Source organism: Streptomyces sp. CO7, assembly GCF_053474865.1.
The window spans coordinates 1,163,412-1,175,980 of record NZ_JBRIOU010000002.1 but is presented as its reverse complement, the minus strand read 5'-3'; the positions used below and the strand labels follow the sequence as shown (position 1 = coordinate 1,175,980).

Sequence of the window (12,569 nt, the reverse complement as noted above, 5' to 3'; positions counted from 1 at the left end):
GTGCCAGGATCGGGATGTTCGGAGCCCGAGGACTGGAGAGACCGATGCCCGCCTATGCCATCGCGCACCTGCAGGACGCCGCGCCCCACCCCGAGATCGCCGAGTACATCGAGCGCGTCTCGGCCACCTTCGAGCCGTTCGGCGGCCGCTTCCTGGTGCACGCCACCCCGCACGAGGTGAAGGAGGGGAGCTGGCCCGGGGGTGTGGTGGTGGTCGGTTTCCCGGGGATCGAGGAGGCGCGGGCCTGGTGGGACTCCCCCGCCTACCGGGAGATCGCCCCGTTGCGCTCGCGCCACATCGACGGCGACATCATCCTCGTCGAGGGCGTGCCCGAGGGGTACGACCCGGCCGTGACCGCCAAGGCGATCCGGGACGGCCTGACCGGGGCCTGACCCGCGCACCCGCACGGCCCGCCGTCGCTCGCGGGGCACAGCGGGCCGCGGCACGGAATAGCGGGCTGCGCTGCCAGGGTTGTCTCTCCCTGACAGACGCATGCATGCGCATTCGACGAAGGGTCGGACATGAAGATCGGCATCATCGGCGCGGGCAACATCGGCGGCAACCTCACCCGGCGGCTCACCGCCCTCGGGCACGACGTCTCCGTCTCCAACTCGCGCGGTCCCGAGACCCTGACCGCGCTGGCAGAGGAGACCGGCGCGACGCCGGTCCGGGTCGAAGAGGCGGCGCGGGGCGCGGAGATCGTCGTCGTCGCCGTCCCGCTCAAGGCGGTCCCGGAGCTGCCCGCCGGGCTGCTGGAGGGGGCCGCCGAGGGGGTCGCGGTGATCGACACCGGAAACTACTACCCGCGCGAGCGCGACGGCCGGATCGCGGAGATCGAGGACGGGGGCATCACCGAGAGCCGCTGGACCGAGCGCCGCATCGGCCACCCGGTGATCAAGGTCTTCAACGGCACCTACGCCCAGGACATCCTCGACCGTCCCCGTCCGGCCGGCAACCCGGACCGGATCGCCCTGCCGGTCGCCGGCGACGACGAGGCCGCCAAGGCCAAGGTGCGGGCGCTCATCGACGAGCTGGGCTTCGACACGGTCGACGCGGGCGGCATCGACGACAGCTGGCGCCAGCAGCCGGCCACGCCGGTGTACGGGCTGCGCGAGGGCGTGGACAGCGTGACCAAGGCGCTGGCGGAAGCGTCCCGGGAGCGCACGCCGGAGTTCCGCGGCTGACCGGCCGCGTCCTTCCGGATCAGGCGTCCCCGGCTTCTCCGCAGGGCCTCCCCGCGGGAGGAGCCGGAGACGTTCTGGTCCAGGTCGGGTCCTCGCGCGGCTCCGCGCGGGGCGTGGGGACGCCGAGTGGATGCACGGCCACCGATGGGACGGCCGGGTCTGTGTCGCCGGTCAGGCATGCCGGTCCACTCCGGCTGGCGTTCCGTGCGGCTGCCACGGGGGATCAGGCCTTCCGCGCCACGCCACGGCTGTGCGGAAGGGCACGGAGCCGCGGCGAGGTGAGGTGCAGAGCCCGGTTGTCACGGCCGGCGGCCATGTGGTTGAGCCAGCGTTCGTACCAGTCGAGGAAGTCGGTGGCGGAGGAGACGTTGGGGCCCCAGAAACCGTCGGCGTTCCCGGTGAGCACGCGGCCGGTGAGGGGGCCGGTCACCGCGACGACGCATACGTCGCTGCAGCCCATCTCGATGATGCGGAGGAAGAGATCGCCTGCGCGGGCCCTGGAGTCCGCTCCGCGGAAACCGCGGGGCGCACCCGGTTCTCCGCGCGGATTCATGACCATCACGGCACACCGCTCCAGCGACGTGAGGCCGTAGAACGGCCCCGCGCCCGAGCCGCCGAGGTGCGTGAGGAACTGCCGGTAGGCGTCGGGCAGGAGAATGCCGCGCTCGGTCTCGAACGCCGCGACGCGTGCTTCCGTCAGCTTCGGACCGAGGCGGAGCTCGTGCTTCTCCTCCCCGAAGGAGTGGCTGCGGAGCGGCTGGAAGGGGATCGCGGCCAGCTTGCGACGCAGCCGGGGTATGCGGGGATCCATGGTGCCCTTTTCTCGTCCCCGTCACCTTGACCGCGGCGGAGCGAAGACGGCCCGTCCGGACAGCGCGGCGGCGGCCTGCGCGCGACCGGACGGGGCGCGCAGGCCGCCACCGGTGTGCGTTACGCGCTCGCGAGCGAGAGCTTCGCGGCGAAGCCGAGGAACAGGGCGCCTGCCGCCGAGGAGGCGCCGGCCGACAGCCGCCTGCGGCGCCGGAAGGCCGCGGCGAGCCGGGTGCCGCCGAAGATCAGCGCGCTCAGGTACAGGACGCTGCCGATCTGCGCGAAGGCGCCCAGGACCAGGAAGGAGAGCGCCGGGTAGGCGTAGTTCGGGTCGACGAACTGCACGAAGAAGGAGATGAAGAACAGGATCGCCTTGGGGTTGAGCAGGCTGACCACGAAGGCGCGCCGGAAGGGGCGCTCGACCTTGCCGCCCGACTCCCCCGCCGCCGCGGCCGCGACCGTCTCGGCCGTGCCGCCCGCCTCGTGCCGGGTGCGCCACATCTCCCAGCCCGACCGCAGCATGCCGATCGCCACCCACGCCAGGTAGGCCGCGCCCACGTACTTCACGACGCCGAAGAGCATGGCGTTGGTCTGGAACAGCGAGGCCACACCCGCCGCCGACAGCGTCATCAGCACCGTGTCGCCGCAGAACACGCCGGCCGCCCCGGCATAGCCGGCGCGTACGCCGCGCCTGGCGGCGACGGAGAGCACGTAGAGGGAGTTGGGACCCGGCAGCAGGACGATCAGCAGGACGCCCGCCAGGTAGGTCGGGAGATTGACGACACCGAACGACGAGAACATGACCGGAGTGTCACACGAAAGGGCGGTTATGGCGATCATCTGCCCGCTATCCGGACGGAGCCGTTCCGCAAGGCACGACGGCCTGGTGGAACGGCTCCGGGGGATGCAGGTCTCAGGCGGTGAGCAGCCGTACGTCGAGGCGCTCGGCGAGCTCCTCGACGGTGATACCGAAGGTCGCGGTGACCCTCACCCCCTCGGGGGTGATGTCGAAGACCGCGAGGTCGGTGTAGACGCGGTCGACGCAGCCCAGCCCGGTGAGCGGGTAGGTGCACTCGGGCACCAGCTTCGCCGAGCCGTCCTTGGCGAAGAGCGTCATCATCACGAACACCTTCTTGGCGCCGATGGCGAGATCCATCGCCCCGCCGACGGCGGGGATGGCGTCGGGCGCACCGGTGTGCCAGTTGGCCAGGTCGCCCCGGCCGGAGACCTGGAAGGCGCCGAGGACGCAGATGTCCAGGTGTCCGCCGCGCATCATGGCGAAGGAGTCCGCGTGGTGGAAGTAGGCGGCGCCGGGCAGCTCGGTGACCGGCACCTTGCCGGCGTTGGTCAGGTCGGGGTCGATCCCGCCCTCCTGGGCGGCCGGCCCCATGTTGAGCATGCCGTTCTCGGTGTGCAGGACCACCCCGGAGTCGGTGGGCAGGTGGTCGGCGACCAGGGTCGGCTGACCGATGCCGAGGTTGACGAAGGCGCCCGGCGGGATGTCGCGGGCCACCAGGGCCGCCATCTCGTGCTTGCCGAGCGGGCCGCCGTGGCCGGCCGCCTTCGTGTTCCTGTCGGCCCTGTCGTTCCCGTCGTTCGTGACGTTGGCGTTCATGCGCGCTGAGCCCCCTGCACCACGCGGTCGACGTAGATGCTCGGGGTGACGACGGCCTCGGGGTCGAGGCTGCCGGTCCCGACGATCTCGCGGACCTGCGCGATCACCGTGGTGGCGGCCGTGGCCATCACCGGCCCGAAGTTGCGGGCGGTCTTCCGGTAGACCAGGTTGCCCATGCGGTCGGCGCGGTACGCGCCGATCAGCGCGACGTCGCCCTTGATCGGGTACTCCAGGACGTAGGTGCGGCCGTCGATCTCCCGGGTCTCCTTGCCCTCGGCGAGGAGGGTTCCGGCGCCGGTGGGGCAGTAGAACGCGCCGATGCCCGCTCCGGCGGCCCGCATCCGCTCGGCGAGGCTGCCCTGCGGGACGACCTCGAGCTCGATCCGCCCGGACCGGTAGAGGTCGTCGAAGACCCAGGAGTCGGCCTGGCGCGGGAAGGAGCAGATCACCTTGCGGACGCGGCCCTTGGCGAGCAGCGCCGCGAGTCCGGTGTCGCCGTTGCCGGCGTTGTTGGAGACCACGGTGAGGTCCTTGGCGCCCTGGCGTATCAGGGCGTCGATCAGCTCGACCGGCATGCCGGCCATGCCGAAGCCTCCGACGAGCACGGTGGAGCCGTCCTCGATCCCGGCGACCGCCTCGTCGGCGTGCTCGCACAGCTGGACGCTCATCGAGTGCCTCCGGCGACGTTCTCGAGGACGACGGCGAGCGCCTGGCCGACGCCGATGCAGATGGCGGCGACGCCCCAGCGCTCGCCCGACTCCTCGAGCCTGCGGGCCAGGGTGCCGAGGATGCGGCCGCCGGACGCGCCGAGCGGGTGGCCGAGGGCGATCGCGCCGCCCTTGGTGTTGACGGTCCCGGGGTCGATCCCCCAGGCGTCCACGCAGGCCAGCGACTGCACGGCGAAGGCCTCGTTGAGCTCGACGGCGGCAACGTCCGACCAGGAGATGCCCGCGCGCCGGAGCGCACGGTTCGCGGCCTCGACGGGGGCGAAGCCGAACTCCTGCGGGTCCAGGGCGAAGACGCCGCGTCCGGCGACCCGGGCGAGGGGGTCGGCGCCGATGCGACCGGCTGCCTCGCCGGAGCCGAGCAGCACCGCGGAGGCGCCGTCGCTGAGCGGCGAGGCGTTGCCGGCGGTGATGGCGCCGTCGGGGCGGAAGGAGGGCTTGAGGCCGGCGAGCTTCTCGGCCGAGGAGCCGGGGCGGATGCCCTCGTCCCGGGTGAGCTCGCCGCCCTTGCGGTCGACGACGACGGGGATCACCTGGTCGTCGTAGAAGCCCTCGTTCCACGCCGCGTCGGCGAGGAGGTGGGAGCGGGCGGCGAACTCGTCCTGCCGCTCGCGGGAGATCGAGAAGCGGTCGGCCAGCTGCTCGTTGGACTCGCCGAGGGAGATGGTCCATTCCTTCGGCATGCGCTCGTTGACCAGCCGCCAGCCGAGGGTGGTGGAGACCGCGGTGACGTTGTCGGCCGGGAAGGCGCGGCCGGGCTTGGGCATGACCCAGGGGGCACGGGTCATGGACTCCACGCCGCCGGTGAGCACGATGTCCGCGTCGCCCGTCTCGATGGCGCGGGAGCCCATGATCGCGGCGTCCAGCGAGGAGCCGCAGAGCCGGTTGACCGTGGTGGCGGGCACCGACGTGGGCAGGCCGGCCAGCAGGACGGCCATCCTGCCGACGTTGCGGTTGTCCTCGCCCGCGCCGTTGGCGTTGCCCCACACGACGTCGCCGATCTCGCCGGGGTCGAGGTCGGGGACCTTGGCCAGGACGCCCTTGACGGCCGTGGCGGCGAGGTCGTCGGGCCGGACGTCGGCGAGGGCCCCGGAGAACTTCCCGAAGGGCGTGCGGGCTGCTGCGTACAGATAGCTCTCGGTCACCTACTCACCGTACGAGTCGCCACTTGTTCGCGTCCAAGACCCAGTGTGCATGGATTGATAAGCTGCTCTTATCAGTGGCGTTACAGTGGAGGCATGGAACTCCGCCAGCTCCGCCACTTCCTCGCCCTGGCCGAGGAGTGCCATTTCGGCAGGGCGGCGGCCCGCCTGCACGTGGCGCAGCCCGCCCTGTCCCAGCTGGTCAAGCAGCTGGAGCGGGAGCTGGGCCTCTCCCTCTTCCACCGCTCCACGCGGCACGTGGAGCTGACGGAGGCCGGCCACCACCTGGTCGGTCACGCCCGGGCGCTGGTGGCCGAGGAGGAACGGGCGCTGGCCCACATGCGGGAGCTGGCCACCGGCCACGCCGGGCGGGTCTCGGTCGGCTTCATCGGCACTGCCACCTACGACGTGCTGCCCCGGGTCGCCCGGACGGTCCGGGCCCGGCTGCCCCGGATCACCCTGGAGCTGCGGGGCGAGACCCTCACCCCGCAGCTGGTCGAGGGGCTGCGTTCGGGTGCGTTCGACCTGGCCGTCCTGCGGGGCGCCGTCGACGCGGAGGACATCAGCACTCTTCCCCTGCGCTCGGAGCCGCTGGTGGCGGTGCTGCCCGCCCACCACCGGCTGGCCGGCCGGCGCAGCGTGCCGCTGGCGGACCTGGCCGCGGAGCCCTTCGTCATCCATCCCTCGCAGCACCGGTCGTCGATGTACGACCTGGTGCTGGCGGCCTGCCGGCGGGCGGGCTTCGAGCCGGCACAGGTCCTCGAGGTCGGCGAGACGGCGACCCTGGTGGTACTGGTCGCCGCCGGGCACGGCGTGGCCCTGGTCCCGGCCTCGGTCCAGAGCCTGCACGTCGAGGGGGTGACCTATGTGCCGCTCACCGGCGGAGAGTCGGTCGACCTGCTCCTGGCGCGCCGTGCCCGGCGCGACCCGGCGGCCGTCGACCAGGTCGCCGCGGTCGTCGAGGAGTGCGCGGGCGGCTGACCTCGGCGGATATCCGGTGGAGGACGTGCGGCGGGCTCTGTTAGCGTCCCCGTGCCGGCCGCGGGACTCCGGTGCGACTTCCGGAACCTGCCTTTGAAGCAATGATTCGCAGCTCGTGCCCCCCTTCCCCGGCCGGCCTTCGCACATCCGGTCGCGCATCCCGGGGGGACGGTCCATGGAGACCTTCGGCGACCTCGCCGCCGCCGACGACGTGCTGCTCTTCGTCAACGCGGCGATCACCGCGACCGGGCAGCGGGAGTTCCACGCCTCGGCGGGCGAGCAGAGCCTGTCGCTGGACTTCCTGCACGCCTACATGCTGGGCAACTACCGCGACCTGTACGCGGGTGTCCTGGCGCTCGACATCAACGACCACAACGTGGTGCTGATCGTGCGCCGCCTGCTGGAGACCTCCGGCGAGGCCACCGCCGAGCAGCGCCGCCGTGAGGGCCGCCTGATCGCGGCACGGCTGGCGTCGCTGCCTCCGCAGCGGGTGTACGGCCTGTTCGGCACGCTGCGCCGGGCCCGGGTGAACAACCGCCGTACCCGGGCGATCATGCGCGACTGGCTGGCCGCCCGCCCGGATCCGGCGCTCGACGCGGTCAAGTACCGGGGCGCCTTCAAGGCGGCACTGCGCCACGCCCATCTGCGGCCCGCCGCGGCCGAGTTGTCCGACTTCCTGTTCGCCCCCGGCGCGCGTGCCCGCTACGCCGCGCCGCTCCTGGAGACCTGGCGCCGCGCCCACCACGAGAAGGCGGCCCTGTACGACCTCCCGTACACGGTGGCCGAGGGGTTCGCCGCCCGGCAGGGCGTCCCCCGGGCCGTGTTCCTGGAGCGCATCGCCCCACGGATGACCCGGCTGGAGACGCTGCGGCTGCAGGAGTCCGCCCTGCGGCACGGCGCCGCCGACGTGCGGGCCGACCTGACGCGGATGCCGCTGACCCGGCTCGCCTCGTACGTGCTCTCGCTGCCCGTCGCGGACCGCGTCCGCCGGCGCGCGGAGCTCACCGGCGCCCTGGAGTCCGCGGCCCGCCGGGTCGCCGGGCCGCTGCGGGGGCGCTGGGGCAAGGTCACCGCCGTCCTCGACGACAGCTTCTCCGCCTACGGTTCGGGCGTGAAGCGGCGCCGTCCGCTGGCCGTCGCCCTGGCCTGCCACCACCTGCTGGGGGCGCTGGCCGAGGACTACACCGCGCTGTGGACGTCCGGCCGTGACGACGCCCTGCTCGCCTTCCCGCACGGGCCGACGCCGCTCGGCCGGCGGATCATCGACGCCCTGGACACCGCCCCGTCGCGGCTGGTGATCGTCTCGGACGGCTGGGACAACGCGCCGCCCGGACTGGCCGCCGAGGTGCTGCGCGTGTGGCGGACCCGGCTCGACCCGGCGCGTCGCACCAGCGTCGTGCACCTCAACCCGGTGTACGACTCCGGCGGCTTCGACGTGCGCCGCCTCTCCCCCGCGGTGCCCACCGCGGGCATCCGTGACGCGGAGGACATGGCCGCCCTGGTGGAGCTCGCCCAGTTCGCGGAGGGCCGCACCGGCCTGGCCGAGCTGACCGCGTACCTGGAGGAGCGCGCGGCCCGGCTGCTGGACCGCACCACCGACGACCACGCCATCGACGACCCCACCGCCGACCGCGGGAGGACCCGATGAGCGCCGCCGCGCCGTCCGCACTCGACCTGACGGGTCTGCGCACCCTGCCCGCCCAGGTGTGGGGCGCCGTACGCCTGGTCCCGCTCGTCCGCGACGTGCCGGTGGAGGACCTGCGGCTCGGCGCGCGGGCCTACGACACGGCGGCCGGCCTGGTGGAGACCGGACCGGGCGAGGCCTACTTCTCGTACGTGCCGCACGGCTTCGTCGCCACCTGGACGAAGGACGGCTCCCCGGCCGCCGCCTACGGCACCCGGCTGTCCGCCGACAGTGACCTCGCCCCGGCCGAGGTGATGCCGTTGCGCATCCACCGCCGGCTGGCCCGCCGCGAGGCCAAGGACCGGCTCCGCTTCCTGCCGCTGCACCTGGCGCTGGAGGGCTATCTGGCGCTGCACTTCAACGGCCCGTCGATCGCCTGGGAGGAGTGGTCGCAGCGGGCGATCCGCAACGGCCTGTCCCCTCGTGCGGAGCAGGCCTACGCGGGGGCGGCCGTGGAGGGACTCGCCGAGGCCCTGCAGGTGTTCGAGATCCACCCCGGCCAGTGCGGGGTCCTGCTGTACGCCGCCGACGCCTTGGCCGCGGCCTTCGTGGTCCCCCGTCCCGACGACTACCGCGCGCTGCACGCGACGCTGCTGCAGGACCTGTACGGCGACCTGGTGTACCACTACGCCATGCTGATGCCACCGGTGCCGGAGTTCCGGGCCGACCTCCGCGGGGCGCGGATCCGTTCCCTGGCCGACCTGCGCGCCGCCGCGTCCCGGCAGGAGGCCGAGTGGGCCCAGTTCCACGGCTCGACGATGGCCGCGGGCCTGCTCCAGGAGGCGTACGCCTGGCAGCGGGTGTACCGCCTCGGGCGTTTCACCCTCTCGCGTTTCCTGCCCGCCTTCCGCCCTCACGCGGAGAACCACATCGGCGAGGCGATCACCGACGAGCGGGGCCGGATCGCCTACCTCAAGACGTTCCGCCTCTCCGAGAGCCAGATCCGCCGCGGGCACCTGCTCGACCGGCTCGCCGCCCACGACTGGCATCTGGCGGACACGGCAGCGGACTTCGGCATCACGGAGGCGGCCCTGGCGCTGCGCCTGGAGAACGCCGGCTTCGGCAACCTGCTGCGCCAGGACGTCCTCGACCGCTACCGGCGGCAGCGGCGGCTGGGGCAGGGCTGAACGCCGCCCGAGTAGGCGGCGAGGGCGCCGCCTACTCTCCGGTGGAGCGGGCGAGGGGAGCCTCCTGCGCGAAGAAGGTCTTGGCGCGGACCAGTGCCCGCGCGTCGTCCAGGACCTGCCCGGGCGCCGAGCCGTTGCCCAGCAGCACGCCTCCGTAGCGCATCCGCAGGTACGCGGCGGCGTTGCCGAGCATGAGATCCAGCGGTGCGGCGACCCCTTCGTCGAAGTCCCCCATCGCCGTGACGCCCCACAGGGTGCGCCCGGCCATCCGGTCCCGGAAGTCCAGCCCGGGTACGGTCAGCCACTTCGACCAGTGGTCCAGGTACGCCTTGGTCCAGGAGGAGACCGAGTACCAGTACAGCGGCGAGGCGATCACGATGTCCGTGGCCGCGAGGGTGGCCTCCCGCAGCAGCGCCTCGTTCTCCGCCTCCGGCCCGCCCGACTCGGGCCAGGGCTCGCCGGAGTGCCGCGCGTCGACGTAGCCGGCCAGCGGCAGCCGCGACAGGTCCAGCCACCGCTGCTCGACCCCGTCGGGAAGCTGCTCGGCCGCGGCGCGGGCCAGTGTCTCGGTGTTGCCGCCCTGCCGGGCGCTGCCGAGGAGGAAGAGGAACGAACGGTCCACAGGTACTCCCGGGGTCGCGGTCCATGCTGTGCACCGCGTCAACTTCCCTGTGCGCGCTGTTATTTCCGGCGCGCGGTAGTGCGGGGAGCGGGCTCGCGGGGAAGCTACGGTGCGGGTGGCGTCGTGCGTCGGGCCTCCGGGGGCGCGGTCGTGAGGACGGTCCGCACCGCCGTGCGGATCTGCCGGTCGGTGAGGTCCGCGCGGGCGGTCAGCCGCAGCCGTGAGACGCCGTCGGGCACGGACGGGGGCCGGAAGCACCCGACCAGCAGGCCGGCCGCCCGGCAGTCGGCGGCCCAGCGCAGGGCCGCCTCCGGCGACGGCGCCCGCACGGAGACCACCGCCGCGTCCGGCCGGGCAGCGGTGAGGCCCGCCGCCGTGAGCCGCTCGTGCAGGGCGGTCGCCACCTCCCGGACGCGCGCCGCGCGGTCCGGTTCGCGCTCCAGGAGGCCCAGCGCGGCCAGGGCCGCTCCGGCCGCGGCCGGGACGAGACCGGTGTCGAAGATGAACGTCCGCGCGGTGTTGACCAGGTGCTCGACCACCCTGGCCGGGCCGAGCACGGCGCCGCCCTGGCTGCCGAGGGACTTGGAGAGGGTCACCGTCGCCACCGTGTCGGGCGCCCCCGCGAGCCCGGCGGCGTGCACCGCCCCGCGGCCGCCGTCCCCCAGCACGCCCAGGCCGTGGGCGTCGTCGACCAGCAGCGCGGCGCCCGCCGTGCGGCAGACGTCCGCCAGGGCGCCGAGTGGCGCGGCGTCGCCGTCGACGGAGAAGACGGAGTCGGTGACGACCAGGGACCGGCGGCCCGGGTGGGCGGCCAGGGTCTTGCGCACGGCCTCGGGATCGGCGTGCGGCACCACCGCCGTCTCACCCCGCCCGAGGCGGCAACCGTCCACGATGGAGGCGTGGTTGCTCGCGTCCGAGACGATCAGGGCGTCCCGGTGGCCGCCGAGCGCGGTGAGCGCGGCGAGGTTGGCGGCGTACCCGGAGGAGAACACCAGGGCCGCCTCGAATCCGCAGAACCGGGCGAGCGCCGCCTCGAGTTCGGTGTGCAGCGCGGTCGTGCCGGTGACCAGCCGGGAGCCGGTCGCCCCGGCGCCCCAACGGGCGGCCGCTGCGCCCGCGGCGGCCGTGACCTCGGGGTGACGGGTGAGGCCGAGGTAGTCGTTTCCGGCCAGATCCAGCGGCGCGTCCTCACCGGCCGCCTCCTGCGCCTCGCGGGGGCGCAGGGCCCGCACCAGGCCCGCCCGTTCGCGACGGCGGGCCTCCTCGTCGATCCAGTCGAAGGCGTCCTGGCAGGCCAGCGGCATGGCGGTCCGGTCCTCGTCTCGGTGGTGCGGGCGCGACGAACCGACCCTAGCCGCAGTCGGCCGGTCACGAAGTGTGGTCATCCACACACGCCATCCCTCGCCTTGTTGTCCGTTTCCTCCTTTGCCTGGTCCGCCGCGTGAGCAAGGATCAAGGCCATGGATCTGCTTGCCGCTCTGGTGGAGAAGGGGCTCCGACGTGAGTCGCCCTCCCGTGAAGAAGCCCTCGCCGTGCTGGCGACCTCCGACGACGATCTGCTCGATGTGGTGGCCGCGGCGGGCCGGGTGCGCCGCCACTGGTTCGGCCGCCGGGTGAAGCTCAACTACCTCGTCAATCTCAAGTCGGGCCTGTGTCCCGAGGACTGCTCGTACTGCTCGCAGAGGCTCGGCTCGAAGGCCGAGATCCTCAAGTACACGTGGCTGAAGCCGGAGGAGGCCGCCGAGGCGGCCGCGGCCGGGGTGGCCGGCGGTGCGAAGCGGGTCTGCCTGGTGGCCAGCGGCCGCGGTCCCACCGACCGGGACCTCGACCGGGTGTCGCGCACCATCGAGGCCGTAAAGGAGCAGAACGAGGGCGTGGAGGTGTGCGCCTGCCTGGGCCTGCTGTCCGACGGGCAGGCCGAGCGGCTGCGGGACGCGGGCGCCGACGCCTACAACCACAACCTGAACACCTCCGAGAGCACCTACGGCGAGATCACCACGACGCACACCTACGCCGACCGCGTCGACACCGTCGGGAAGGCGCACGCCGCGGGGCTCTCCGCCTGCTCCGGCCTGATCGCCGGCATGGGCGAGAGCGACGAGGACCTGGTGGACGTGGTGTTCGCCCTGCGCGCCCTGGACCCCGACTCGGTGCCGGTCAACTTCCTGATCCCCTTCGAGGGCACGCCGCTGGCCGAGGAGTGGAACCTGACCCCGCAGCGCGCGCTGCGGATCCTGGCGATGGTGCGGTTCGTCTGCCCGGACGTGGAGGTCCGCCTGGCGGGCGGGCGTGAGGTCCACCTGCGGACACTGCAGCCGCTGGCGCTGCATCTGGCCAACTCGATCTTCCTGGGCGACTACCTGACCAGCGAGGGCCAGGCCGGCCGGGCCGACCTGGAGATGATCGCCGACGCCGGGTTCGAGGTGGAGGGGGCGGGGACGCCCACGCTGCCGCGGCACCGGTCGGCCGGTGGCGGCTGCGGGTCGGTGTGCGGCGGGGACGCGGCGGCCGACGTGTCCGGCGAGGGAGCGGCGACCGGCTGCGGCGGGGACGCGAACGCCGACCGTGGCGAGGCCGCGTCGATCGGCGGCGAGGCCGCGGTGGCCGGCTGTGGCGGGTCGTGCGGTCACGCGGAGGCGGGGGCCGAGGCCGTGGTCGCCGCCGAGGGCGGCCGTGGGA

At 73.5% G+C, this 12,569-nt stretch carries 13 protein-coding genes; 6 read left to right on the top strand and 7 right to left on the bottom strand.

Features of this window, described 5'->3' with window-relative positions:
* Positions 1 to 44 precede the first annotated feature (44 nt).
* Both ACOV8S_RS07285 and ACOV8S_RS07280 read left to right on the top strand, forming a co-directional pair.
* Positions 45 to 392: a DUF1330 domain-containing protein gene (locus ACOV8S_RS07285; RefSeq protein ID WP_448317386.1), complete on the top strand. Its 348-nt coding sequence runs from the start codon at positions 45 to 47 to the stop codon at positions 390 to 392.
* 129 nt (positions 393 to 521) lie between these two features.
* Entirely contained in the window at positions 522 to 1,184 is a 663-nt protein-coding gene (locus ACOV8S_RS07280) for an NADPH-dependent F420 reductase (RefSeq protein ID WP_448316804.1), read from the top strand.
* A gap of 223 nt (positions 1,185 to 1,407) precedes the next feature.
* On the opposite strand, the gene ACOV8S_RS07275 is transcribed toward ACOV8S_RS07280, so the two are convergent.
* From ACOV8S_RS07275 to ACOV8S_RS07255, 5 genes are all read right to left on the bottom strand, one after another.
* Entirely contained in the window at positions 1,408 to 1,995 is a 588-nt protein-coding gene (locus ACOV8S_RS07275) for an SMI1/KNR4 family protein (protein ID WP_448316803.1), read from the bottom strand.
* A gap of 119 nt (positions 1,996 to 2,114) precedes the next feature.
* A complete protein-coding gene (gene leuE, locus ACOV8S_RS07270) occupies positions 2,115 to 2,795 on the bottom strand; it encodes a leucine efflux protein LeuE (protein ID WP_448316802.1) in 681 nt (226 codons plus the stop codon).
* A 112-nt stretch (positions 2,796 to 2,907) separates the two neighbouring features.
* Entirely contained in the window at positions 2,908 to 3,519 is a 612-nt protein-coding gene (locus ACOV8S_RS07265; protein WP_448317385.1) for a 3-oxoacid CoA-transferase subunit B, read from the bottom strand.
* Between the two features lie 86 nt (positions 3,520 to 3,605).
* Positions 3,606 to 4,277, bottom strand: a complete 672-nt coding sequence (locus ACOV8S_RS07260) for a 3-oxoacid CoA-transferase subunit A (RefSeq protein WP_448316800.1) — start codon at positions 4,275 to 4,277, stop codon at positions 3,606 to 3,608.
* Entirely contained in the window at positions 4,274 to 5,479 is a 1,206-nt protein-coding gene (locus ACOV8S_RS07255; RefSeq protein WP_448316799.1) for a thiolase family protein, read from the bottom strand. Before ACOV8S_RS07255 ends, ACOV8S_RS07260 begins: the two co-directional genes overlap by 4 nt.
* Before the next feature lie 93 nt (positions 5,480 to 5,572).
* On the opposite strand from ACOV8S_RS07255, the gene ACOV8S_RS07250 reads away from it, so the two are divergent.
* From ACOV8S_RS07250 to ACOV8S_RS07240, 3 genes are all read left to right on the top strand, one after another.
* On the top strand, positions 5,573 to 6,457 hold the full coding sequence (locus tag ACOV8S_RS07250; RefSeq protein WP_448316798.1) for a LysR substrate-binding domain-containing protein: 885 nt from the start codon (positions 5,573 to 5,575) through the stop codon (positions 6,455 to 6,457).
* Positions 6,458 to 6,632: 175 nt separating this feature from the next.
* Complete coding sequence (locus tag ACOV8S_RS07245; RefSeq protein WP_448316797.1) at positions 6,633 to 8,105, top strand: hypothetical protein; 1,473 nt, start codon at positions 6,633 to 6,635, stop codon at positions 8,103 to 8,105.
* Positions 8,102 to 9,268, top strand: coding sequence for an ARPP-2 domain-containing protein (locus ACOV8S_RS07240; protein ID WP_448316796.1), 1,167 nt, complete (start codon positions 8,102 to 8,104; stop codon positions 9,266 to 9,268). Before ACOV8S_RS07245 ends, ACOV8S_RS07240 begins: the two co-directional genes overlap by 4 nt.
* 31 nt (positions 9,269 to 9,299) lie before the next feature.
* Here ACOV8S_RS07240 and ACOV8S_RS07235 read toward each other — a convergent pair whose 3' ends face one another.
* Both ACOV8S_RS07235 and ACOV8S_RS07230 read right to left on the bottom strand, forming a co-directional pair.
* Positions 9,300 to 9,890, bottom strand: coding sequence for a flavodoxin family protein (locus ACOV8S_RS07235; protein ID WP_448316795.1), 591 nt, complete (start codon positions 9,888 to 9,890; stop codon positions 9,300 to 9,302).
* A gap of 104 nt (positions 9,891 to 9,994) precedes the next feature.
* Positions 9,995 to 11,194, bottom strand: coding sequence for an 8-amino-7-oxononanoate synthase (locus ACOV8S_RS07230; protein ID WP_448316794.1), 1,200 nt, complete (start codon positions 11,192 to 11,194; stop codon positions 9,995 to 9,997).
* 156 nt (positions 11,195 to 11,350) lie between these two features.
* Here ACOV8S_RS07230 and bioB point away from each other — a divergent pair.
* On the top strand, positions 11,351 to 12,569 hold a 1,219-nt coding region (gene bioB / locus ACOV8S_RS07225), incomplete at its 3' end, for a biotin synthase BioB (protein WP_448316793.1).